General features: G+C 46.2%; 26 protein-coding genes, 1 other RNA gene and 3 pseudogenes. 25 read left to right on the top strand and 5 right to left on the bottom strand.

Features of this window, described 5'->3' with window-relative positions:
• The first annotated feature begins 171 nt into the window (after positions 1-171).
• From G4O42_RS16240 to G4O42_RS16200, 9 genes are all read left to right on the top strand, one after another.
• Complete coding sequence (locus G4O42_RS16240) at positions 172-1,317, top strand: betaine/proline/choline family ABC transporter ATP-binding protein (RefSeq protein WP_029973568.1); 1,146 nt, start codon at positions 172-174, stop codon at positions 1,315-1,317.
• A 16-nt stretch (positions 1,318-1,333) separates the two neighbouring features.
• Positions 1,334-1,987, top strand: a complete 654-nt coding sequence (locus G4O42_RS16235; protein WP_014305838.1) for an ABC transporter permease — start codon at positions 1,334-1,336, stop codon at positions 1,985-1,987.
• 14 nt (positions 1,988-2,001) lie between these two features.
• On the top strand, positions 2,002-2,919 hold the full coding sequence (locus G4O42_RS16230) for an osmoprotectant ABC transporter substrate-binding protein (protein ID WP_032876435.1): 918 nt from the start codon (positions 2,002-2,004) through the stop codon (positions 2,917-2,919).
• A gap of 18 nt (positions 2,920-2,937) precedes the next feature.
• On the top strand, positions 2,938-3,615 hold the full coding sequence (locus G4O42_RS16225) for an ABC transporter permease (protein ID WP_007613829.1): 678 nt from the start codon (positions 2,938-2,940) through the stop codon (positions 3,613-3,615).
• A 110-nt stretch (positions 3,616-3,725) separates the two neighbouring features.
• Positions 3,726-4,439 carry a lantibiotic protection ABC transporter ATP-binding protein gene (locus G4O42_RS16220; protein ID WP_032876437.1) on the top strand — a complete coding sequence of 238 codons (714 nt, stop codon included), beginning with the start codon at positions 3,726-3,728 and terminating at the stop codon, positions 4,437-4,439.
• Positions 4,436-5,170, top strand: coding sequence for a lantibiotic immunity ABC transporter MutE/EpiE family permease subunit (locus tag G4O42_RS16215; protein WP_032876439.1), 735 nt, complete (start codon positions 4,436-4,438; stop codon positions 5,168-5,170). Before G4O42_RS16220 ends, G4O42_RS16215 begins: the two co-directional genes overlap by 4 nt.
• Complete coding sequence (locus G4O42_RS16210; protein WP_032876441.1) at positions 5,167-5,937, top strand: lantibiotic immunity ABC transporter MutG family permease subunit; 771 nt, start codon at positions 5,167-5,169, stop codon at positions 5,935-5,937. The genes G4O42_RS16215 and G4O42_RS16210 overlap by 4 nt, the downstream gene beginning before the upstream one ends.
• 21 nt (positions 5,938-5,958) lie before the next feature.
• Entirely contained in the window at positions 5,959-6,621 is a 663-nt protein-coding gene (locus G4O42_RS16205) for a response regulator transcription factor (RefSeq protein ID WP_032876444.1), read from the top strand.
• Positions 6,612-8,015: a sensor histidine kinase gene (locus tag G4O42_RS16200; protein ID WP_032876447.1), complete on the top strand. Its 1,404-nt coding sequence runs from the start codon at positions 6,612-6,614 to the stop codon at positions 8,013-8,015. Before G4O42_RS16205 ends, G4O42_RS16200 begins: the two co-directional genes overlap by 10 nt.
• Before the next feature lie 84 nt (positions 8,016-8,099).
• Here G4O42_RS16200 and G4O42_RS16195 read toward each other — a convergent pair whose 3' ends face one another.
• From G4O42_RS16195 to rghR, 3 genes are all read right to left on the bottom strand, one after another.
• Complete coding sequence (locus G4O42_RS16195) at positions 8,100-8,417, bottom strand: catDE operon transcriptional regulator CatR (protein WP_007613812.1); 318 nt, start codon at positions 8,415-8,417, stop codon at positions 8,100-8,102.
• A gap of 81 nt (positions 8,418-8,498) precedes the next feature.
• Positions 8,499-8,930, bottom strand: a complete 432-nt coding sequence (locus G4O42_RS16190) for a helix-turn-helix domain-containing protein (RefSeq protein ID WP_003151674.1) — start codon at positions 8,928-8,930, stop codon at positions 8,499-8,501.
• 24 nt (positions 8,931-8,954) lie between these two features.
• Complete coding sequence (gene rghR, locus G4O42_RS16185) at positions 8,955-9,365, bottom strand: transcriptional repressor RghR (RefSeq protein WP_003151677.1); 411 nt, start codon at positions 9,363-9,365, stop codon at positions 8,955-8,957.
• Between the two features lie 195 nt (positions 9,366-9,560).
• Here rghR and G4O42_RS16180 point away from each other — a divergent pair, with 195 nt between their 5' ends.
• The 6 genes from G4O42_RS16180 to ssrA all read left to right on the top strand — a co-directional run bounded on the left by G4O42_RS16180 (position 9,561) and on the right by ssrA (position 14,451).
• Positions 9,561-9,746, top strand: coding sequence for a helix-turn-helix domain-containing protein (locus G4O42_RS16180; protein WP_087920807.1), 186 nt, complete (start codon positions 9,561-9,563; stop codon positions 9,744-9,746).
• Positions 9,747-9,869: 123 nt separating this feature from the next.
• Complete coding sequence (gene secG / locus G4O42_RS16175) at positions 9,870-10,100, top strand: preprotein translocase subunit SecG (protein ID WP_003151681.1); 231 nt, start codon at positions 9,870-9,872, stop codon at positions 10,098-10,100.
• 118 nt (positions 10,101-10,218) lie between these two features.
• Entirely contained in the window at positions 10,219-10,959 is a 741-nt protein-coding gene (locus G4O42_RS16170; protein WP_007409986.1) for an alpha/beta hydrolase, read from the top strand.
• Positions 10,960-10,977: 18 nt separating this feature from the next.
• Positions 10,978-13,311 (top strand): ribonuclease R, encoded by a 2,334-nt coding sequence (rnr, locus tag G4O42_RS16165; protein ID WP_021494134.1) that lies wholly within the window; start codon positions 10,978-10,980, stop codon positions 13,309-13,311.
• Between the two features lie 139 nt (positions 13,312-13,450).
• Positions 13,451-13,921 carry an SsrA-binding protein gene (gene smpB, locus G4O42_RS16160; RefSeq protein WP_003151688.1) on the top strand — a complete coding sequence of 157 codons (471 nt, stop codon included), beginning with the start codon at positions 13,451-13,453 and terminating at the stop codon, positions 13,919-13,921.
• 167 nt (positions 13,922-14,088) lie between these two features.
• Positions 14,089-14,451: a transfer-messenger RNA gene (gene ssrA, locus G4O42_RS16155) on the top strand.
• Between the two features lie 82 nt (positions 14,452-14,533).
• Here the strand turns inward: ssrA and G4O42_RS16150 are convergent.
• Positions 14,534-14,926: pseudogene (locus G4O42_RS16150) on the bottom strand (tyrosine-type recombinase/integrase); the annotation flags it as partial.
• Between the two features lie 712 nt (positions 14,927-15,638).
• Between G4O42_RS16150 and G4O42_RS16145 the strand changes: the two are divergent.
• From G4O42_RS16145 to G4O42_RS16120, 6 genes and pseudogenes are all read left to right on the top strand, one after another.
• Positions 15,639-15,860 (top strand): hypothetical protein, encoded by a 222-nt coding sequence (locus G4O42_RS16145; RefSeq protein WP_032876451.1) that lies wholly within the window; start codon positions 15,639-15,641, stop codon positions 15,858-15,860.
• A gap of 355 nt (positions 15,861-16,215) precedes the next feature.
• Positions 16,216-17,646: an AAA family ATPase gene (locus G4O42_RS16140; RefSeq protein WP_032876454.1), complete on the top strand. Its 1,431-nt coding sequence runs from the start codon at positions 16,216-16,218 to the stop codon at positions 17,644-17,646.
• A gap of 10 nt (positions 17,647-17,656) precedes the next feature.
• A complete protein-coding gene (locus G4O42_RS16135) occupies positions 17,657-18,289 on the top strand; it encodes a hypothetical protein (protein ID WP_032876457.1) in 633 nt (210 codons plus the stop codon).
• 203 nt (positions 18,290-18,492) lie between these two features.
• Positions 18,493-18,768 (top strand): annotated as a pseudogene (locus tag G4O42_RS20030) (ArpU family phage packaging/lysis transcriptional regulator); the annotation flags it as partial.
• Positions 18,768-18,962, top strand: a pseudogene (locus tag G4O42_RS16125) (barstar family protein); the annotation flags it as partial. The pseudogenes G4O42_RS20030 and G4O42_RS16125, both read left to right, overlap by 1 nt.
• A gap of 114 nt (positions 18,963-19,076) precedes the next feature.
• The gene (locus G4O42_RS16120; RefSeq protein WP_032876460.1) at positions 19,077-19,871 is read left to right on the top strand and encodes an SDR family NAD(P)-dependent oxidoreductase; all 795 of its coding nucleotides are present in this window, start codon (positions 19,077-19,079) and stop codon (positions 19,869-19,871) included.
• Positions 19,872-19,909: 38 nt separating this feature from the next.
• On the opposite strand, the gene G4O42_RS16115 is transcribed toward G4O42_RS16120, so the two are convergent.
• Positions 19,910-20,800: a LysR family transcriptional regulator gene (locus G4O42_RS16115; protein WP_032876463.1), complete on the bottom strand. Its 891-nt coding sequence runs from the start codon at positions 20,798-20,800 to the stop codon at positions 19,910-19,912.
• Positions 20,801-20,950: 150 nt separating this feature from the next.
• Here G4O42_RS16115 and G4O42_RS16110 point away from each other — a divergent pair, with 150 nt between their 5' ends.
• The 4 genes from G4O42_RS16110 to G4O42_RS16095 are packed head-to-tail and all read left to right on the top strand — an operon-like array spanning position 20,951 to position 23,882.
• Positions 20,951-21,490 (top strand): GNAT family N-acetyltransferase, encoded by a 540-nt coding sequence (locus tag G4O42_RS16110; protein ID WP_032876466.1) that lies wholly within the window; start codon positions 20,951-20,953, stop codon positions 21,488-21,490.
• Positions 21,487-22,299, top strand: coding sequence for an amino acid ABC transporter substrate-binding protein (locus G4O42_RS16105; protein WP_032876469.1), 813 nt, complete (start codon positions 21,487-21,489; stop codon positions 22,297-22,299). The genes G4O42_RS16110 and G4O42_RS16105 overlap by 4 nt, the downstream gene beginning before the upstream one ends.
• 25 nt (positions 22,300-22,324) lie before the next feature.
• Complete coding sequence (locus tag G4O42_RS16100) at positions 22,325-23,137, top strand: amino acid ABC transporter substrate-binding protein (RefSeq protein WP_032876473.1); 813 nt, start codon at positions 22,325-22,327, stop codon at positions 23,135-23,137.
• Positions 23,138-23,159: 22 nt separating this feature from the next.
• The gene (locus G4O42_RS16095; protein WP_032876476.1) at positions 23,160-23,882 is read left to right on the top strand and encodes an amino acid ABC transporter permease; all 723 of its coding nucleotides are present in this window, start codon (positions 23,160-23,162) and stop codon (positions 23,880-23,882) included.
• The last annotated feature ends 12 nt before the right edge of the window (positions 23,883-23,894 follow it).

Raw genomic sequence — 23,894 nt, 5'->3', positions numbered from 1 at the left:
GCCGGTCAATACGGGTAAATCAGTGCTTACACAACCTTTATATATAATATGGACAAATTGTAAACTTTTTAATTTACAAAGTTTAATTTATAATGGGAAACGTTCAATTGTCTGAAAAGTTAAATTTGAATTTAACGAATTGAATAAACTTAATCATGGAGGTGTGAGTGTTTGCTGACATTAGAAAATGTCTCGAAAATGTATAAAGGCGGGAAAAAAGCCGTCAACAGCATCAACCTGAATATCGCCAAAGGTGAATTTATTTGTTTTATCGGACCGAGCGGCTGCGGAAAAACGACGACGATGAAAATGATCAACCGCTTAATTGAACCGACAGAAGGCAGAATCCTGATAGAGGGCCGAAACATTATGGAACAAGACCCGGTGGAACTCAGAAGAAGCATCGGCTATGTCATCCAGCAGATCGGGCTGTTTCCGCATATGACCATTCAGCAGAACATTACCCTCGTTCCGAAGCTTTTAAAGCATCCTGCCGAAAAACGGAAGGAACGGGCGCGGGAGCTTTTAAAGCTCGTTGATATGGGGCCTGAATATTTAGACCGTTACCCTCATGAACTGAGCGGAGGACAGCAGCAGCGAATAGGTGTATTACGGGCACTTGCCGCAGAGCCGCCGCTCATCTTAATGGATGAACCGTTCGGGGCGCTTGACCCGATTACGAGAGATTCCCTTCAGGAAGAATTTAAAAAACTGCAAAAAACCTTACATAAAACCATCGTATTTGTTACCCATGATATGGACGAAGCCATCAAGCTTGCGGACAGAATCGTCATTCTGAAAGCGGGAGAAATCGTCCAGGCCGGAACGCCTGATGAGATTCTCAGATTTCCGGCGAATGAATTTGTTGAGGAGTTTATCGGCAAGGAACGGCTGATCCAATCATCCAGCCCTGATATTGAACGGGTGGAGCAGATCATGAATCCCGATCCCGTGACGGTAACACCTGAGAAAACACTGTCAGCCGCCATTCAGCTGATGCGTGCCGAGCGGGTGGATTCGCTGCTCGTCATTGATGAAAAGAACGTTCTCCAAGGTTATGTCGATGTGGAGATGATTGACCGCAATCGAAGACAAGCGGTAACCGTCGCGGAAGTACTTGAACGGGATCTATACACGGTCAGAAGCGGCACTCTGCTTCGCGACGCCGTCCATAAAATTTTAAAAAGAGGCATGAAATTTGTGCCGGTCCTTGATGAAGCCGGCCGTTTAACGGGAATCGTGACAAGGGCAAGCCTCGTTGACATCGTCTATGACTCCATCTGGGGAGAAGAGAATCAGCTCGCGGTGATGTCATGAGGAGGCTTCAATTGATATGAATCAGACCGTGCAATTTTTACAGGCAAATGGAGGAGAGATGCTTTATAAAACATGGGAGCATCTGTACATCTCATTAATCGCCGTCATGGCGGGCATTCTCGCCGCCGTTCCGCTCGGCGTCCTGCTGACGAGGATGAAAAGAGGAGCCGGCGCCGTCATCGGCATCGTCAACATCATTCAAACCTTGCCGAGTCTTGCCATTCTTGCGTTTTTTATTCCGCTTTTAGGCGTAGGAAAGGTCCCGGCCGTTGCGGCGCTGTTTTTCTATTCCATGCTGCCGATTCTCAGAAACACGTATACGGGGATTCTCGGCGTCAATCGGCATCTTCTGGAATCGGGAAAAGGAATCGGCATGACGGCATGGGAGCAGATCAGGCTTGTAGAGCTCCCGCTTGCCGCTCCGGTCATCATGGCGGGCATCAGGACGTCTTCGATTTATTTAATCGGCTGGGCGACGCTCGCCTCCTTTATCGGCGGAGGCGGACTCGGGGATTACATTTTTATCGGCTTGAACCTTTATCAGCCGGAGTATATTATCGCAGGCGCTGTTCCGGTCACAATGCTGGCGGCCGCTGTCGATTATATGCTGGGGATGACAGAACGGAAAGTCACGCCTGACGGGCTGAAGAGCATAAAGGATGCTTCATAAGGAGGAGGTCTCTCATGGGGAATAGATGCAAAAAACGGCTGCTCGCAATCGCCTGTATCGGCATGCTGCTCCTTGGCGGATGCTCACTCCCGGGATTGAGCGCCGCATCGGAGGATACCATTAAAATCGGCGCGCAAAGCATGACCGAATCAGAAATCATCGCGAGCATGCTCGGGCAGATGATCGAACATCACAGCGGGTTGAAAACATCCGTTATTAAAAATCTCGGTTCCAACGCCGTACAGCAGCAATCCTTGATCAACGGTGATATTGATATCGCCGCTACACGCTATACAGGTGACGCGCTGACCGGGACGCTTCGCATGGAGCCGGAAAAAGACCCGGAAAAAGCGCTGCGGCTCGTTCAGCGTGAATTTCAAAACAGATATGACATGAAATGGTTTGATTCTTACGGCTTTGATAATATATACGTCTTTACCGTTTCCGGACAGCTTGCCCGCAAGTACCATTTAGAATCGGTATCCGATGTCAAAAAAGAAGCGTCTCATCTGAAATTCGGCGTAGATAACTACTGGATGAAGCTGAGAGGCAACGGATATCAGGATTTTATGAAAACGTACGGAATGTCATTTGAAGGCACGTATCCGATGCAGATCGGCCTCGTTTACGACGCGCTGAAAAGCAGGAAAATGGATATCGCGCTCGCTTATTCCACCGATGGAAGAATCATCGCTTACGGACTGAAAACGCTGAAGGATGATAAGCGGTTCTTTCCTCCGTATGACTGTTCACCCGTCGTTCCGGACCATGTATTAAAAGAGCATCCCGAACTGGAGGGCGTGATCAATCAAATGATCGGCGCGATTGATACAAAGATGATGCAGAAAATGAATTACGAAGTTGACGGCCGATTAAAAGAGCCGTCCGTCGTGGCTAAGGAATATTTAGAAAAACATCATTACTTTGAATAACGGAAAGGAGATGTGCGGATGGACACGATGAAGGAGCTGTTTACGTATTACGCTCAAAACGGCAGCTATGTTCTGTATGAATGCTGGCGGCACTTTCTCATGTCGGCGTACGGCGTCGTTTTCGCCGCCGTTTTCGCCATTCCGGCCGGAATTGTGACAGCAAGGCACGGGCGTCTCGCCGGTTGGGTGTTTGCTGTGGCGAACGTGATTCAAACCGTTCCGGCGCTTGCGATGCTCGCCGTCCTGATGCTTGTCATGGGACTCGGCGCCAATACGGTCATCACGGCTTTGTTTTTGTATTCCCTGCTGCCGATTCTCAGAAATACGCACACGGGCATTATCAATATCGAGCACGCTTATCTCGAGTCGGGAAAAGCGATGGGCATGACGAAATACCAAATCCTTCGTATGGTGGAGCTGCCGCTTGCGCTTTCCGTCATTATGGCGGGTCTTCGAACGGCGCTCGTCATTGCCATCGGCATCACGGCGATCGGCACCTTCGTCGGGGCGGGCGGCCTCGGCGATATGATCGTCAGAGGGTCGAACGCGACAAACGGAACCGCCATTATTCTGGCGGGCGCCATCCCGACCGCGCTGATGGCGGTAGCCGCAGACCTGCTGATGGCGTGGCTGGAACGAGCCCTCAGCCCGGTGAAAAAACAAAAAAGAAAGCTGATCGTACGCTCAGCCTCATGAAAAAAGCATTCTTCCGCGTGAAGGATGCTTTTTTTTGATTTCTTGATTAAATTTTGATAACTGCGCTGTAAAGTCTTACATATCAAATAACAAAGCAAAGGGGTAATCAAATGAGCAACATCTTAGAAACGAGACAGCTGCAAAAATCATTCGGCAGACAACAGGCAGTGGCTGATGTGTCTCTATCAGTAAAGCGCAACAGTATATACGGCCTGCTCGGTCCGAATGGCGCGGGAAAATCAACGACACTTAAAATATTGACCGGCATGCTGCAGCAAACATCCGGCGAGGTTCTGTTCGACGGACATACATGGAAGCGCGAAGATTTGAAAAGCATCGGTTCCCTGATTGAAGCGCCGCCGCTTTACAGCAACCTGACAGCCGCTGAAAATCTGAAAGTCCGCTGCGTTATGCTCGGACTGCCTGCCTCAAGAATTGCGGAAGTGCTGGAAATCACGGGATTAACGGGAACCGGAAAAAAGCGCGCCGGACAATTTTCCATGGGAATGAAACAGCGTCTCGGCATTGCGTTAGCATTATTAAACCGTCCGTCGCTCTTAATTCTTGATGAGCCGACAAACGGATTGGACCCGATGGGAATTCAGGATTTGCGGGAATTTATCCGCTCCCTGCCCGGACAGGGAATGACGGTTATTTTATCAAGCCACCTGTTATCAGAAGTCGAGCAGATCGCAGACCATATCGGAATCATCAGTGACGGCGTTTTAGGATATCAGGGAGAAATCAGCCGGGAAGACGATCTGGAGCGGCTGTTTCTGGAGGTTGTCAAATCAACACGGGAGAAAGCGGGGACTGGGAAATGATTCAGTACATGCAGGCGGAACACCTTACATCTAAAAGAACATTTATCAGAAAGCTGATCATTCTGATTCCGCTTCTAAACACGGCTTTTTCTTTTCTGCTGAATACGGCTTATTTTATGACGGGCACGTTCAATTGGTGGGCGGTTATTTTCATGCCGCTCATGGTTGCTCTAATGTGCGGTTTATCTGTTAAAAAAGAGAAAAAGTCAGCGAATGACCGTGCGGTGTACTCACTGCCGGCTGACTTGAAGAGCATTTGGTTCTCAAAAATAAGCTTGATCGCGCTGTATTCACTCCTGTCGCAAATCGTCTTTTTAGTCATCGTGTTTTTGCTTGGCCTTGTGTTTCCGGCAATTGCTGCGGTTCAGCTGAAAGGTATTGAAGCAAGCTCCCTTTTGTGGCTGTCTACGCTTTGGGAAATTCCGTTCTGCTTATGGATTGCCAGACAGTTCGGGTTTACGGCAGTCATTCTCGTGAATATGATCGCCGCTTTTGTTTTGGGTATTGTGCCGGCGTCCGGTTCATTGTGGTGGCTGAGCCCATGGAGCTGGTCAGTCCGGGTGATGTCACCGATTCTCGGGATCCATCCGAACGGAATTCCGCTTCCCGCAGACAGCGGCTTATTAAACGGAAACGTGATCTTTCCGGCTATTATTCTTTCTATCCTTTCTTTTATCGCAATAAGTTTTGTTTCCGCCGTGTCTTTTGCAAAAGGGGGAAACCGGTCATGACCGTGCTTTTAAGATATATGTGGGCCGATGTATTAAAAATGAAGCGCACGCCGCTCATATGGATGCATGCTGCGGCGCCGGTTTTATGCGCGGGATTTTTCCTTTTGTATATGTATGGAAGGGTTCAGGAGCCTTATATGCTGTACAGTGTGTTTTTCAGCGTGATTGCCGTTTTATACCCTTTAATCATCAGTATTGTCTGCGGCATGTCTGCCTCCGTTGAGGAACAGGCGGGCCATTTTCAGATGATGCTGGCGGTTCCGTATTCTAAAATCGTCAGTTTTGCGGGCAAGCTGCTTCTATTGCTGCTCTTGAATGTGTTATCGATAGGTCTCGCCATCTGTCTTTATTTGGCGGGGATGAAATTTGTTCTTCACATCAATGACCTCCCGTATCTTCTCTTTTTAAAAGGAGGGGCGTGGCTGATTGCCGGCAGTCTTCCGCTTTATATGATGTCTTTTTTTGTCGGCATAAAGTACGGCATGGGACCGTCCGGGCTTTTAGGAGGTGCGGGATTATTAATGGCGGCGCTCATGAATACGGGACTTGGCGATATCATATGGCGTTTTGTTCCGTGGGCATGGAGCGTGCGGCTTTCAGGCCTTGCAGGACTGCTGCATTTTGACAAAGTCAAAAAAGAGTTCCTCCCTTATGTAAGATACGATATGAGATACGGAGAAATAATGTTATATTTTTCTATAGTGATATTATGTCTGGCCGGCCTCTATTGGTGCAGAAGATGGGAAGGGCGGCGTTCATATGAATAAAGGCAAGGAGCGATTCGGCCGGTGGCAAACATTTTAGCAATTGATGATGAAAAAGATATTCTCGTTCTGATCAGAAACATTTTACAGCGTGATCAGCATTCAGTAACGATTCTGGAAAAAGCGGAGGATCAGTCATTGGATTTTTTTCAAGGCTATGATTTGATTCTTCTCGATGTCATGATGCCCGGAACAGACGGGATTGAACTCTGCCGGCGGATTCGGCCGCTGGTGGACAGCCCGATCCTGTTTTTAACGGCAAAGTCTGACGAAGAATCCATTGTGAAAGGCCTCATGACAGGCGCTGATGATTACATCACAAAGCCGTTCGGTGTACAGGAATTGATGGCAAGGGTAAACGCGCATGTCAGAAGGGAACGGCGGGAAAAGCATCAGACGAAACGGCTGATATCAGGCTTCATGTTTGATTTTGACAATAAAGAAGTATGGATTGATGACCGGAAACTGCCTCTTACGAAAAACGAATATAAAATCGTTGAATGTCTGGCACAGCATAAAAACAGAACATTCTCACGGGAGCAGATTTACGAGGAAGTGTACGGCTTGGACGGCGATGCGCTCTATTCAACCATTACGGAGTTTATCAGAACCATCCGGAAAAAATGTAAAGAACACGGGGCTGATCCGATCAAAACGGTGTGGGGTGTCGGATACAAATGGGAATAGCAAAAGGAAAATCAAGCATCCGCAAAGAGCTTGTCAAATTTACCATCACGCTGTGTCTGAGCACGATGGGGGTGGCGGCATTATGTGTCACCTTAAATGCCATTGCCATGAATGCCGGAGCGATCCTGCCCGCAAATTACAGCGAGCATGAGGCGGAACAGATCAAACCCCGCCTGAAATCAGCGGAAAAGATAACAGAAGACATGATCCCCGCAGGTATGACATACGCCGTTTTTGATAAAAAAACAAAGCGGATGACAAAAGGAACGATGACGGAACAAGATGCGGCCAACGCCAGAAAAAAAATTCAGCATCAGCCGTATTTTAATTATGCCCAAAAAGGATTCATGGTGATAAATCGGAAAGATGAATATGGCGTTCTCCAATATTCACTCAGGTCGGAATTTCAGTCGCCGCTGTTAAGGCGTTATCTGCCGAATTATGAATGGACGGGGCTTACGATTCTGATCACTTTGCTTCTTTTGACCGTTTTTATCGTGACGACGCGTTTCGCCAATCAGCTGAGACGGCATTTCAGCACACTCAGCTCCATTACGGCAAGCATTCAAAAACAGAATTTAAATATCAATCCAAAAAGGTCGCGTATAAAAGAATTTGACGATGTCATTGACTCTCTGCTGAAAATGAAAGACGCGCTTCAGGCATCTCTGGCGGCGCAATGGGAGGCGGAGCGGATCAAGAAAGAACAAATCGGCGCGCTTGCGCATGATATTAAAATTCCGGCAACGATTATTAAGGGAAATGCCGAGCTGCTTCAGTTAACAGAGCCTGATGAGGAGCAGGCGGAATATGCGCAGTATATTCTGGATGCCGGAAACAAAATCGAGCATTATGTCGGACAGCTGATCCAGCTTTCTAAAGCGGAGGAATCAGTTGCCGTTCATGTCGAATATACCGACCTCAAAGAGTGGATTCAAAATATATATCGTGACGCGGCGGCGCTTGCGGGGCCGAAACAGATTGATCTCGCCCTCAGCGAACGGGGAATTGACCGAAAAGAAGCGCCGATCGATCATGAGCTGCTCCACAGGGCGGTCATGAATATCGCGGCAAATGCCGTCGACTATACGCCGGAAGGAGGGGAAATCCGTGTGGACGTCCTGTGCACCGATTCCGCCCTCCATCTTGCTGTATCCGACAGCGGAAGCGGGTTCTCACAGGAAGCGCTGAAAAGAGCGACACAGCTTTTTTACACGGAGGATAAAAGCAGACATTCGGCGGGGCATCACGGCATGGGGCTTACATTCGCCCATCATGTCGTACATCTTCACCACGGAGAATTAATACTTGAAAATCAGGAGTCTGGAGGAGCCCGGGCGGAGATTCGAATTCCGCTGGAAGGCGTCAGACAAAAACAAGCCCTGCACGCCTGAGGGCTTGTTTTTCTGTTTAAGAAAAGCAAAAATAAAAACGGCTGTCCGTTTGAGAGATCAGCCGCTTATGCGGAAAAGAGTTTATTAGGAAGGATCAATCCATTGTGAAGACCACTTGGAAATTTCCTCTAAAATAGGGGCTAATGCGCAGCCTTTTTCCGTTAATGAATACTCAATGCGGACAGGCGTTTCGGGGATAACATCCCGTTTGATGACACCTTCTGTTTCAAGTTCTTTCAGACGTTCTGACAAGACTCTTCCGCTTAAATTCGGAAGCGCCGCTTCAATTTCGCTAAATCGCTGCTGTCCGTTCAATAACTGAAAGACGATTAGAGCCACCCAGCGTTTACTTAGGATGTCGACCGCTTTTTCGAATCTGGGGCACATTTCTGATTGGTTCATGCTTTTTCACCTCGTCTTCTGCTATTATACCGCAAAATCGGAGGGAACGTACGTCTGGCGCTTGTTAAGTTGAGGAGAGGATCAAAAAGAGGATGAGGAATCCGGGGAGCGCTTTTTCGCTTCAGCCGCAATAAAATCAAAGTATTTGCTGACGCTTTCAATATCTTCTTTTGTGAAGTGCTGCCACTTTTTGCTGTCAAACAGCGGCAGATGCTCCGCGCCTCTGTCAACGGCGGTCTGATAGATGGCGCAGATGGATTGATAGCTTTCGGAGGTTTCGCGGATTTCCTCCTGAAATGCCTTGATGTGTCCGGCCCGCGCCATTAACTCCTCGTACGGAATTTTTAATGTGTCCGCCAATTTTCTGATGGTCGCGGGTTTAGGAATGCCGCGGTGCCCGTTTTCAATTCTGGAAATCGTCGCCGAGCTGACGCCGGAATAAACGGCAAGCTGATTGACGGTAAGCTTCCGGGCGCGGCGCAGCTCTCTTAATTGCTTTCCGAATGTGTTCAATAAGATCGCCTCACATGTGCAAAGTCATGAGTCTTCGTTTGTTCTTTTTTTGGCTTCCGCCGATAAGAACGCAAAGTATTTATCAAGCAGAACCAAGTCTTCTTTCGACAGGTGCCGCCAGTTCTCCCGCTCCAAAAGGGATAAATCATGCAGCTCATACGTTTCGGCTTTTTCCAGCAAGGTGCAGCCTGTGTCGTACGGGGCTCTCGTTTCCTGGACGGTCTCTATGTATCCCGCCGTCTGCATCAGTTCCTCATACGGGATTTTTAACGCATCTGCGAGCTTTTTAATGGTTGCAGGTTTCGGCACCCCGCGTTTGCCGTTTTCAATCCGCGAGATTCCCGCGGCGCTGACGCCTGAATACGTTGCCAGCTGGTTCACTGTCAGATGCCTTTTTTCCCGCAATGTCCGCAATTGTTTCCCGAAGCTTTCCACAGTCTCTCCCCCTCCCGCGGTCTATTTATATTCTAGTATGTTTATTGACTAAAGGGAATAGCCAGGCTGGAAAAGTATTGACAAAAGTTAACAAAAGCCGTATCTTATGTATAAGAAAGAAAGTATTTGACAGAACGGAAGGTGAAGAAAGTGGTCGAAAAGATACAGATCAGAAGAGATTATGTGCTGCAGTATATGGTCAATAATGACTACTCGTTAAACCAGCTCGCCCTGGAGATCGGAATATCTCCCGCCACACTGAGCCGTGTACTGAATGGAGAGCGGAGGCCGGGCCAGCTGGTCATCGGAAAAATGCTCTATTACTTTGACATGAAATTTGAAGATCTTTTTTACTACGACTTTGTTGACAAAAGTCAATGATGATGGAAGATTCAAACGCATTTCCGTTTTTCTGACATGATGTGCACCGATACGGCGTGACATGCCTTTGTTTTTCATGTAAAATAGAAGCAATGTAGGCCAGTCAGTCTGGAGGTGTATGGGATGCACACATTATTGATTACCTTATTGGTTATCGTCAGTATTGCACTTATTATTGTCGTATTGCTTCAAACCAGCAAAAGCGCCGGATTATCGGGTGCAATTTCAGGCGGGGCGGAGCAGCTTTTCGGAAAACAGAAAGCAAGGGGCCTTGATCTGATTCTTCACCGCACAACCGTTGTGCTGGCAGTCTTGTTTTTCGTGTTGACGATTTCGCTGGCGTATATCGTATAAGGCAATGTTTGTATAAGGTCTGATTTAATATCAGGCCTTTTTCTTGTTGAGAGACGGCGTTTGTTTCTCGCAAAACTGTGGAAAACTAAATTGAATGTGCAAAAAAGGGGTTATGAGCATGAAAATTGTGACACCAAAACCATTTACATTTAAAGGCGGAGACAAAGCGGTGCTTCTGCTGCACGGATTTACGGGAAATACGGCAGACGTCAGAATGCTCGGCCGCTACTTGAATGAGCGCGGCTACACTTGTCACGCGCCTCAATATAAAGGGCACGGCGTTCCGCCGGAAGAGCTGGTACATACGGGGCCGGAAGATTGGTGGAAAGACGTCATGGACGGTTATGAATATTTACGGTCTGAAGGCTATGAAAACATTGCGGCCTGCGGACTGTCGCTTGGCGGGGTTTTTTCATTGAAATTGGGTTACACTGTACCCATAAAGGGAATTGTTCCTATGTGTGCGCCGATGCACATTAAAAGTGAAGAGGTTATGTACGAAGGAGTTCTCTCCTACGCGCGCAATTATAAAAAATTCGAAGGAAAACAGCCGGAGCAGATTGAAAAGGAAATGAAGGAGTTTGAAAAAACACCGATGAATACGCTCAAATCGCTTCAGGAGCTGATTGCCGATGTGCGCAAGAACGTCGACATGATCTATTCCCCGACATTTGTGGTTCAGGCACGGCATGACCATATGATCAATACAGAAAGTGCGAACATCATTTACAACGAGGTGGAAACGGACGACAAACAGCTGAAATGGTATGAAGAATCAGGCCATGTCATTACGCTCGATAAAGAACGGGACCTCGTTCATCAGGATGTGTACGAATTTTTAGAGAAACTCGATTGGTAACAAACAGGAGGTCGAATAATGGAAAAAGAAGCGTTTATGGACCGTCTTCTCGCGTTTATGAAGGAAGAGGCGTACAAGCCCCTTACCGTTCAGGAACTCGAGGAGATGCTGAACATCACGGAAGCAGATGAATTTAAAGAGCTGGTAAAAGCGCTGGTGGCGCTCGAGGAGACGGGACAGATCGTCCGCACCAGAAGCAACCGCTACGGGCTTCCGGAAAAAATGAATTTAGTAAAAGGAAAAATTTCCGCGCATGCAAAGGGATTCGCGTTTCTATTGCCGGAGGATACCTCTTTAAGCGATGTGTTTATTCCGCCGAATGAGCTGAATACGGCCATGAACGGCGATATCGTCATGGTGCGGCTCAATTCCCAGTCAAGCGGATCGAGACAGGAAGGCACGGTCATCCGCATCCTGGAAAGAAGCATCGACCGCGTCGTGGGCACATACACAGAAACGAAAAGCTTCGGCTTTGTCATCCCGGATGATAAGAAAATCACGAGTGATATTTTTATTCCGAAACATGCCAATAACGGCGCTGCGGAAGGCCATAAAGTCGTCGTCAAACTGACAAGCTACCCTGAAGGCAGAATGAACGCCGAAGGAGAAATCGTTGAAATACTCGGCCATAAAAATGATCCGGGCATCGATATTTTATCCATCATCCATAAGCACGGCCTGCCGGGAGATTTTCCGGCTGAAGTGATGGAGCAGGCAACAAGCACGCCCGATACCATCGATGAAAAAGACATCAAAGACCGCCGTGATCTCCGCGATCAGGTCATTGTCACCATTGACGGCGCCGATGCGAAGGATCTGGATGACGCCGTCACTGTAACAAAACTTGATAACGGCAGCTACAAGCTCGGCGTTCATATTGCCGACGTCAGCCATTACGTCACGGAGAATTCCCCGATTGACAAAGAAGCGCTGGAAAGAGGGACAAGCGTGTACTTGGTTGACCGGGTCATTCCGATGATTCCGCACAGACTGTCTAACGGAATCTGTTCTTTAAATCCGAAGGTCGACCGGCTGACGCTTTCCTGCGAAATGACAATCAACCAGCAGGGACAGGTGACAGAGCACGAGATCTTCCAAAGCGTCATCAAAACGACGGAAAGAATGACCTATTCAGATGTCAACCGGATTCTCACAGAAGACGACGCCGAGCTGAAAGAAAGATACGAGCCGCTCGTCCCGATGTTTAAAGACATGGAACGTCTGGCGGAAATTCTCCGGGCGAAACGGATGGACCGCGGCGCCGTGGATTTTGATTTCAAAGAAGCGAAGGTGCTCGTCGATGAGGAAGGCGCCGTTAAAGACGTCGTCATCAGAGAGCGCTCAGTAGCGGAAAAGCTGATCGAAGAATTCATGCTTGTCGCAAACGAAACGGTGGCCGAGCACTTCCATTGGATGAACGTGCCGTTTATTTACCGGATTCACGAAGAGCCGAACGCCGAAAAACTGCAAAAGTTTCTGGAGTTCGTCACGACATTCGGTTATATCGTCAAAGGGAAAGCCGGAGACATTCATCCGCGCGCGCTGCAAAGCATTCTTGACGAAGTGCGGGACCGTCCGGAAGAAACGGTGATTTCAACCGTCATGCTCCGTTCCATGAAGCAGGCGAAATACGACCCGCAAAGCCTGGGCCATTTCGGGCTGGCGACTGAATTTTATACGCACTTCACATCGCCGATCCGCCGCTATCCTGACTTAATCGTTCACAGGCTGATCAGAACGTATTTGATCAACGGACAATCGGACGAAGCGACTCAAGAAAAGTGGGCCGAACGCCTTCCGGAAATCGCTGATCATACGTCAACGATGGAACGTCGCGCCGTTGATGCCGAGCGGGAAACGGACGATCTGAAAAAAGCGGAATATATGCTTGATAAAATCGGCGAGGAATTTGACGGCATGATCAGTTCCGTCACGAATTTCGGAATGTTTGTCGAGCTGCCGAATACGATTGAAGGGCTTGTGCACGTCAGCTTTATGACGGATGATTATTACCGTTTTGACGAGCAGCATTTCGCCATGATCGGTGAACGCACGGGCAACGTTTACCGCATCGGAGACGAAATCACGGTCAAAGTCGTCGACGTCAATAAAGATGAGAGAAACATCGACTTTGAAATTGTCGGCATGAAAGGCACCCGCCGTCCGAGAGAAACAACAGGCGACCGCAGAAAACGAGGCAGACCGGCGCGGAAACGCGTGTTAAACAGCAATACCCCGGCTTCACCGCCGAAATCGGAGGAAAAAGGGGAATGGTTTACAAAACCGAAGAAGAAAAAGAAAAAACGCGGTTTCCAAAACGCGCCGAAACAAAAACGCAAAAAGAAGAAGTAAATGCGAAAAGCAAATGGGGCAAAATGCTCTGTTTGCTTTCTTTCGCAAGCCGCATTTTCATTGTCGCGGAACGCTCCTTTTGCTAAAATAAAGCGTATCGCACACATGAACGGTTTTTGCGGAGAGAGGAGGATAAGGCATGCCAAAAGGATCAGGCAAAGTATTATCGCAAAACAAAAAAGCAAACCATGATTACTTTATAGAAGAAACCTATGAAACAGGCATCGTGCTGCAGGGAACGGAGATTAAGTCCATCCGCGCCGGCCGCGTAAACATGAAGGATTCCTTTGCGAAAATCGAGCGCGGCGAAGTGTTCCTCCACAACATGCACATCAGCCCGTACGAGCAGGGAAACCGCTATAACCACGACCCGCTCCGGACGAGAAAGCTTTTGATGCACCGGAAAGAAATCAATAAGCTGATCGGCCTGACGAAAGAGAAAGGCTATTCCCTCGTGCCGCTGAAGCTGTATTTGAAAAACGGCTTTGCCAAAGTGTTAATCGGCCTCGGAAAAGGGAAGAAAACATACGATAAACGCGAAGATTTAAAACGAAAAGACGCCAAAAGAGAAATCGAAAGAGCGTTCAGAGACAGACAAAAAGGCTTCTGATGCATGAGCCTTGATGTGATGACTGCCCTATGCTATACTGTTCACACATCAGATTCACAGGCTGTTTATTGAAGACATTCCCAATTGAATTTGTCTGTGATCATGATATAATAACAGTACAGCCAGTTGAGCAAGAGCTTGATAGATCTCCCGTATACCCTTAACAAGGGGACGTTACGGATTCGACAGGGATGGATCGAGCTTGAGCTGCGAGCCGAGAGGCGATCTCGTTAACACGCACCTAAATATAACTGGCAAAACTAAAAGTTTTAACCAAAACTTAGCACTAGCTGCCTAATAAACGCAGCGAGCTCTTCCTGACATTGCCTATGTGTCCGTGAAGAGCACATCCAAGTAGGCTACGCTTGCGTTCCCGTCTGAGAACGTAAGAAGAGACTGACAGACTAGCTCTCGGAAGGCCCGCCCGCAGGCACGAAGACGAGTGAAACACAAAATATGCAGGCTACGCTCGTAGACGCTTAAGTAATCGATGTTTCTGGACGTGGGTTCGACTCCCACCGTCTCCATACATAACGCCAAACCACGCTGTTATCAAGGGTTTCAACGCCTTCGGTAACAGCGTGGCAACATTTTGGCAACATTTTAAAAAAATTCTTTGTTCATAAGCTCAACCATTTCCCTTTGTGCAGAGGGGTAAAGGTGGCTATATGTGTTTAATGTTTCTGCCACATTTTTATGCCCTAGTCTCTGAGCAATGACAAGAGGATTGCATCTATTATGAATCAAATATGATGCATGAGAGTGTCTAAATTCATGAATGAGGATTCTTTTGACACCAGACAGCTTTAAATATTTCTCGTATCGTCTATCTATTGTACTTGTTGCGATACTGTCATAAAACGAACCAAAAACCTTATAATCAGGTTTAACCGGCGCTAACTTTTCAGCGCTTTTTTTTATGCTCTTCAATAAGTCCATGACCTTTTGAGGTATCATAATCCTCCGGATAGATGACTTTGTTTTGGGTTTGGTAACTTCTCGGTTAATCGGCTTATTGTCGTTATCGGAATACAGGAACGGTCGGAGGTGCTGGGCATGAATCAGGCAGTCAATGCCGAAAGGTTTGAACTGGCTTTAGAAAATATGAATTATGAATGGTCAATGGTCCAGCTGAAAAGGTCGTTCAATACTGGCATGATGGGAAATCAATTCTTGATATGTCGGAATTATTAAACAGGGATTCGGATGAAATCATTTTGTTGGTCATGGATTTTGCAAGAAAAAACGTCCTGCCCGCCCGCAAGAACGGCTTATGCGCCAATAACAGGATAAGAATATCTGAGAAAACGATGAAAGATGAAAGAGAAAATGATTCGGCTACGCTATTTATTTGAAGAAAGCCCGGTGTATATCCCTTTTCAGGAACTAAACTTCATGTTTTATGACAGCGAAATCAGGCGTTTCCGGGAGCTATGGGCGGCAAATGAGTCTTATCTCAACATAGCAAAAGAGCAAAACGGAATGAAGACGAAACGTTATTCCTTATCATCAACCAAGCAAAAAGAGATCTCATAGAGCCGCGGGAATCCGGCTTGCTCGGAAGGGAAGCGACAGAAGATGCACGCAACAAGCAAAAGCTTCCGTTTTGAAAAAGAAACGGTCCCGAAACTTATGGTCATCGTGCAATATGAAGACTGTACCCCGGAGGTACGGAACGCGGCTTCGCAAATGTTGATGATGAAGGGAGTGGCAGACGTTGGGACAGGAAAAACGAAAGCATTTAATTGAATGGCTTTTGCTTATCGGCTCTTATGGCAGAGATTTTTTAGACCGAATTATCATATCTGGCGTTGTGTTTCGTAAGGATTTTTCAGGGGCTGGTTATAACTGGCTGAGGTCTGACAGCATTCCACTCGGCATGGATCAGGCGTTAAACCTAGTTGCGGATGAAGCTTTTGAAATAAAGGAAATCATTTGACGGAAACAAGCTTCAGTAGGATATAACGATTACAATTCCGGCAACCGGGAAAGATATTCAGCAGCTAAATACGGCAATGACAATTTCTGAAGATTGATTGTTACTTTCATTGGTGAAAAGACAGCCTTTCGGAGTTGTACAGCGTGCGTTAAAACGGTTAGTTTCCTGCTGAATAGGAGAATTATGCGAATAACAATATGTCTGACCGACCAACAAAGAAGATTAAAAAATAAAAAATTTGAACATTAGCCTCGAAATTTGATGAACGAAAATCAAATTTTATTGATTCAAAAATGTTTTGTGTTTTACGAATTAGTATATAATGTTTTTAACGAGAAATGAGAGCGGGGTTAATATGAAAATAGAAATAAAAAATTTGGGTCAAGTTAAACGTGCATCAATTGATGAAAAAGACTTAACAGTAATTGTTGGTGACAACGGCTCTGGAAAGACGTTACTCTTAGAGGCGAAGACCTTTATTGTTAATTATTATAAAAAGAATGCAGAAAAAATTATTCGTGACATTAATAGGAAATTTTCAGGCGATTTTGAGTTTGAGACAGATTGGTCCAACATTAGAAAATTTATTTCTGAAAGCATCGAAACTGTCAAAGTAGGAAGTAAAAACCCCCCATCTTCTAATTTTATTTTAGAGAACAAGCTTAAAAATCATGTGCTAGAAAATATAAATAAATTTATTAAGGAACAGTTTGAGGAACTTAAACAGCAAACAATTAATGAATTGAACAGGGAAATTCTTATGGTTGATGAGTCAGAGTTGGATTTTACATGGTTTGAGACTCCTCCAACCGTTTTTTCAGTTAATCACATTAAGTGTACCCTTACTTTACTGGACAAACATTTATTAATACTAGAGATGTCCTCTGAGGATGCTGAAGATTATGAAGTATTAAATTCAGTTATTATCAATTTGATCCCCAAAGAAGACTATATAATGAAAAGCTCTATGGATCCTGAGATTATCAAAGAAAAAGAGAAATTGTATGACCCGATAAATCAAATAAAAATTGCAATGAAAAATAATTTTATTTTTGGTTTTTTTAAAGAAATAACACATAGCGGCAATACACTTTATCTTCCTTCTGAGAGAAATTTATTTATGGATGATGCATTAACAAAGACTTTGAAAGAAAGTTACGATAGTCGTTATTCTTTTAACCGGAATAACTCAAAAATAAGATTTAGTGAATTTTTATTTAATATGGCGTACTTAAACCATAAGGATAGGTTAAACCGTCTTAAAAAAATGGATTTTGAATTAGAGCCAGAATTACAAAAAATATTCGGTGGTCAGATTGTCTTTGATGAGGAAGGAGATATAAAGAGTATAGTTAAAAAAGATGGGAGCACCATCAAGAGGGAACTTTTTTCTACAAAACAAAACAGGTTGATTCCATATCTTATAATAAATACACCTTTTATACATTACAGTAACGTGATTATTGAGGAACCCGAAGCCCATCTATCTTTAAAAAGTATAAGGGAATTATTGGGTTACTTTAAATTTTTAATTGATAGGGGGATTAAGATAACCATCACAACACATAGTGATGTATTCTTCAATCACTTGAACAATTTCATCTTAAAGGATAAATCGCTTGAGACTAAAGTTTATGAATTGAAGTTCTATGGTGATGAATCAATTCTTGAAGAAAAAACACTAACTGAGTTAGGGTATGAAATTGACCTGTTTACAGAAGAATTAAATAACTTGTATGATGAAACACTGTCTATTCAAGATAACAACGAACAGGCAGAAAATTGAGGGTAGATTTATGATTCCAACAATGTCTTTAATAAGAGAAAATGATATAATAACAATTGACAATAGTATTGACATTTCTGAATTTGTTAAAGATAAAAATGCAAAAATGGTATTGAAAATTAACAACGAATCAAATTCAGTCCTTTTTAAAGCTTTCTGTTATCAAAAAACGAAAAATCCAGAATCAAGCAGGTTGGATTTTTTCCATATTGATCAATTCCCTGATGGTATATTTTTTAAAGATAATGGAGATGGCACCTATCATTGTTATATATTCGAATTAAAATATACAGGATCCAATGACTTGCCTAAGCTAACTAAACAACTCTTCTCAGGGTATGTACATTGTAAATCCCTTTTATCTGTATTAGATATTGATATTACCAAAATTACTTATTCCTTTCATGTTGTTTTTGTCCGAGAAAACAGTAGTCAAGACAGGTTTAATAAAAAAGTGGCAGCTAGAAAAATTATACCTGGAAAAAAACTGAATTCGAATTCAGTTTTTGATAACTGGTTAAATAATTCTTTAGTTTATAGCACAAGTGAGTATGAAAAAATTATGAAAATTGATAAGGTAGTTTTGGACATTACAAAAGAAGAAGAAAAGTATATAGTACATTATAGTAATTTTATAATTTAAAAAGTTTCAAGATGAAGATGCCTGAGGACACTAATCGATGTACAGAGAGATCTGTACTTTGGGTCGGTGTCTGTTTTTTTAGCGATTGGAGAGACTTTTAAAAAGCTCAGAAGACCAGCTTTGAGGACAACTGATGTGATAGGACAAGGCTAAGAAGGAAAAAAGGCGGGGCTTTAAGAAAAAGTAAATGAGAGGGTAAATATATGAATCAATTAATATTAAATATTCCTTAGGTTGACGAAGAAGCAACAAAAAGTACCGGAAGATTTCTTGCCAAAAGTGACCGCAACATATAGCCTTGTCCCTCCCAGCTTTTCGAATGAATTTCATTCCTCCATAGAAGATGCAGCATTAAACGCATGGATTGGGAGGTTAAAAGGGAACAGTTTTTAAAGAGAATGCAAAGAGCGGTTAACCGGCTTTCCCAAAAGGAGCGGCAAATTCTTGTTATGCTCTATATGCAGAATGAAGAGATATTTTATGGGATTGTCTGACAGGCTGGATCGAACTTCCGCTGACTTTGGTGTGGAAGAATTTTGAGATCAGTCAGAAGGCATTGGGTTCGGATGCTGATGATGTCTTGGAGCTGTTTCAAGAGGCTCAGGAAGAGTTAGGGAATCGATTTGTCATTCAAATCGATCAGCCGTCAGCCAGGACAACGGACAGGCACTAAAAAGTGCGTACTTCCCCTCATCCATTTTTCTATCCGATAATAGGGACGGAAGGTTTCAGGCTTTCGATTTCTGTCCATATATAAGAAGAAACTTGCGATAGGGAGGAATGAATGATGGATTTGCAGTTGAAAGGGAAGACGGCGCTTGTGACGGGATCTACGTCAGGCATCGGGAAGGCGATTGCGGCTTCGCTGATTGCAGAAGGTGCGGCCGTGATCATTAACGGCCGCCGTGAAGAAAAGGTGAACGAAACGATCCGGGAACTAGAGAAACAGACGCCGGATGCCCGTCTCTATCCGGCCGCATTTGATTTAGGCACGGCGGAAGGATGCGGCGCGATTTTTCAGCAGTATCCGGATGTGGATATTCTCGTCAACAATTTAGGAATCTTTGAACCTGCGGAATACTTTGATATTCCTGACGAAGAGTGGCTCCGGTTTTTCGAGGTGAATATCATGAGCGGCGTGCGGCTGACACGCCGGTATGCAAAGCGGATGATTGAGCGTAAGGAAGGGCGGGTGATCTTTATCGCGAGTGAAGCGGCCGTCATGCCTTCTCAGGAAATGGCCCATTACAGCGCTACGAAAACGACGCAGCTGTCGCTGTCACGCAGTCTGGCCGAGCTCACGGAAGGGACGAATGTGACGGTGAATACAGTCATGCCCGGCTCCACGAAAACAGAGGGCGTCGAAACAATGCTCGAGTCGCTTTACCCCGGTGAAAACCTGAGTGCGGCGGAGGCGGAGAGACGATTTATGAAGGAGAATCGTCCGACGTCCATCATTCAGCGGTTGATCCGTCCGGAAGAAATCGCTCACTTTGTTGCCTTTTTAAGCAGCCCGCTGTCGTCTGCCATTAACGGATCTGCATTGCGGATCGACGGCGGCTTGGTGCGGAGCATTATATAAGATGAACGTACAAAAACCCCCGTAAAGCGGGGGTTTTTTTAATGCGGATCACGCTGAAACCGGCTGATGATCCTGCTGATTAAATCTTTTGTGGCGGAGTCAAAATGCTCTTCTTTTTGGTTTGTCAAAAGCCCGACCGGCGGAGAAATTGTTAAGTTATGGATCGGAATGACCTTCGTGCCCTCGATCGGTTCTGAGTGCGCCGTCGCCGTAAAGATTGAGACGCCGATATTTTCCCTGACATAGTATTGGTGAGCCATGCTGCTGGTCAGCTCCATTTTTCGATAGCGGCTGCCGATGGCCCGCTGCAGGTGCTGTTCAATTTGAATCCGGATCGGGCAATTGGCGGGCGTGAAAATCAGGCATTCATTTTCTAAATCCTCGAGATTAACGCTTGCTTTGGCGGCAAGGGGATGTCTGTCTGACACGATGACATTGAGCGAGTCATGGAAAAACGGATCGAAATAATTTTCCAGAATCAGCTCCGGCTCGCCGCATACGGCAAAATCAATGGCGCCCTCCAGCAGTTTGCGGCTGCATGTATTGGCATCATCCACGCTGATATTGACCGACATGTCAGGATAATCATGTAAGAAACCCCGCAGTACGGCAGGGAAGATCAGACTTGCCGTCGGTTCGGATATGCCAATCTGAATAAGGCCGGCCTGGCCCTGTCTGATGTCAGCCAGAGTATGGTCAAGCACCTCGTATTGCGCGAGAAGCTGCCCGGCCCGCTCATGAAACAGCCGCCCCGCCCTTGTCAGCTTCAGCTTCTTTCCCCGTTCAAACAGCTGCGCGCCTACATCCTGTTCCAGCTGTTTAATCCGCATTGAAATCGTCGGCTGTGAGTAGTTCAGAATTTCGGCGGCCTTATAAAAGCTGCCTGACTGTACGATCGTATGAAACGTTTTAATGGTGCGTAATTCCAACGAAATCCCCTCCCGGCTGTTCATTAATTTTCTTGAATCTTTCCTTTACTTTTTTTGATTAGTCAAATAAATCAGTTTGCTTTATAGTATAAACAATCAAAGCTTAGTAAACAAATTGGAATTATATATTTTGTGGGGAGAGTGACCGGAATGAGTGAAGACATATTTCGATTGGCTGAGAAAAAGGATGCGCCGGAGTTTTTAGAGCTGCTGTACAGCGCGTTTCAGCCGATCCGCAATTTGGAGATTGACTGGCCGTCGGCGCGGGCCGACATCGATATGGTAACTGAAAATATTGAAAATCATTCAGCCGTCGTGCTCGAACGGGACGGACGGCTTCTTTCAACCATTACGATCCGTTTTCCGTGGGAGAGTGACACGCCTCCGTCAAAATATCCGTTTGTCTGGTGGTTTGCGACGCTTCCTGAGCTGAAGGGGCAGGGCATCGGCAGCATACTTTTGACTTATGTGGAGGAACACGTGCTGCGGGATACGCTGAAGGCCCCGGCCATCACGCTCGGCACTTCGGCGCGCAAGCATCCCTGGCTTGTGGATATGTACAGACGGAGGGGGTATGAAGTGTATTTTGAGCAGGAGAAAGACGGAGACATCGGAGTCATGATGAGAAAGGTGCTCATACCGGAGCGGTTTGACGCGTCGCTGTTAGGCACACCGAGCTGGGCGCAATGATAAAAAAACGGATCAGAGCCGGCTGTCTGCTTCTGCTGCTCGGCGTGCTGGCCGGCTGCGGGCAAGGAGAAAGCACAAAAGCCGGGAGCGGCGTGCAGACCGTCATTGTCGGCACGGGAACTGATTTTCCGAACATTGCTTTTATGGATGAAAAAGGCGAGCTGACCGGCTATGACATTGAAGTGATGAAAGCCATTGATAAACAGCTGCCGCAATACAAATTTGTCTTTAAGACGATGGATTTCTCGAATCTGCTTACAAGTCTGGCAAACCGGAAAATTGACGTGATCGCGCACAATATGGCGAAAAATAAGGAACGGGAAAAGCGCTTTTTGTATCACAAAATCCCGTATAACTACTCGCCGATGTACATCACGGTGAAGGCGGATAATAACGCGATACACACGCTCCGGGATTTAAAAGGGAAAACCGTCATCGTCGGCGCGACGTCAAACGCGGCGGATTATATGACGGCATACAACAAAACCCACGGCAGCCCGATACATTTGAAATACGCCGGGCAGGGCGGCAATGACACAGCGAACCAAATGGAGACAGGACGCGCTGACGCCACCGTATCCACGCCGTTTGCCGTCGATTTTCAAAATAAGACGCACGGGTTCAAACAAAAGACGGTCGGTGATGTGCTGCTGGATACCGAGGTGTATTTTATGTTCAATAAAAACAGCCAAACCCTGGCGGACGATACGGATCGTGCGATTCAAAAGCTGGAGAAGGACGGCACATTGAAAAGGCTGAGTGAAAAATGGCTCGGCGCGGATTATTCAAAATCAAGTTTCACGAAATAACTGAAGCAGAAAACGGGGCGATCACATGAAAATAAGACTGGCGGTCATGTCATTAACAATTGCCGCAACGGCGGCGTTATCAGCCTGCGGCGCGGGCGGAGAGGCGGCAGCAGGCAATCAGAAAAACGTGAAGAACATCACGGTCGGCACCGGCACTCAATTTCCGAATATTTGCTTTATTGATGATAAAGGCAAATTGACGGGCTACGACGTTGAGCTGGTGAAAGAGCTTGACAGGCGCCTGCCGGACTATCGTTTCACCTTTAAAACGATGGATTTCTCCAACCTGCTTGTCAGCCTCAGCCAGCATAAAGTCGATATCGTAGCCCATCAAATGGAAAAAAGCGCCGAACGGGAGAAAAAATTTCTGTTCAATCAAGTCGCATATAACAACTTCCCGCTGAAAATCACGGTGCTTCAAGAAAACGGGAACATTCACGGCATTGAGGACTTGAAAGGGAAGCGGGTTATTACGAGTCCCACGTCAAACGGCGCGCTTGTGCTGAAGAAATGGAATGAAAAACACGACAGTCCGTTTGAAATCGCTTATGCCGGCCAAGGCTCCAACGATGCGGCCAATCAGCTGAAATCCGGCCGCGCCGATGCGACGATTTCAACGCCGTTTGCCGTCGATTTCCAAAACAAAACGAGCGCGATCAAAGAAAAAACAGTCGGCGGGGTGCTGTCAAATGCCAAAGTGTTCTTTATGTTTAACAAAAATGAACAAACGCTGAGCGATGACATTGATAAAGCCCTGCAGGAAATCATTGATGACGGCACGCTTAAAAAGCTGAGTGAAAAGTGGCTCGGCGCGGATTATTCAAAGGAGCAATATTAAGTGAAAAAGAGAGGGATCGGCAATGGAAAAAGCGTTTGATATCAGTATGATCTCATCCTTTGTGCCGACATTGCTCGGGTATTTGCCCGTCACGCTGTATATATTGGCGGTGTCTTTGCTGTTCGGCTTTCTATTGGGGCTGCTTTTGGCGCTGCCCCGCATCTATCGCATTCCCGTTTTGAATCAGTTTGCGAAGCTGTATATCTCTTTTTTCAGAGGAACGCCCATCATGGTGCAGCTGTTCATTGTATTTTACGGTATTCCGGCGCTCACGGCGCTCGCCGGAATTGATACCTCCAAAATGGACCCTTTGTATGCGGCAATCGCCACGTACGCGCTGAGCAGCGCGGCAAGAGCGGCGGAAATCATCAGGGGAGGTGTGAACAGCGTCGACCGCGGGCAGGCGGAGGCGGCGTTCAGCATCGGGCTGAACGGGGGGCAGACATTCCGGCGCATCATTCTGCCGCAGGCGCTTGTGCAGGCCTTTCCCAACATCGGGAATATGGTGATCGGTTTCTTAAAAGATACATCACTCGCTTTTTCGATCGGGGTGATGGATATGTCGGGCAGAGGACAGACCTTGATTACATCGAGCAATCATTCTTTAGAAGTGTATATCTCGCTTTCTGTTCTGTATTATGCGGCCGCCCTTTCATTTGAATGTGTCTTCAGATGGGCCGAAAAACGAATCAAGAAAGATGAGACGCGCCTTGTGACGGTTTTTGACATGAGCGCGCACGGCTGAAAAGGAGGGAGA

This window comes from Bacillus sp. LUNF1, assembly GCF_011008975.1.
GTDB lineage: Bacteria > Bacillota > Bacilli > Bacillales > Bacillaceae > Bacillus > Bacillus velezensis.
Note: the sequence above shows the minus strand (reverse complement) of the source record. Positions and strands in the feature narration are given on the sequence as shown.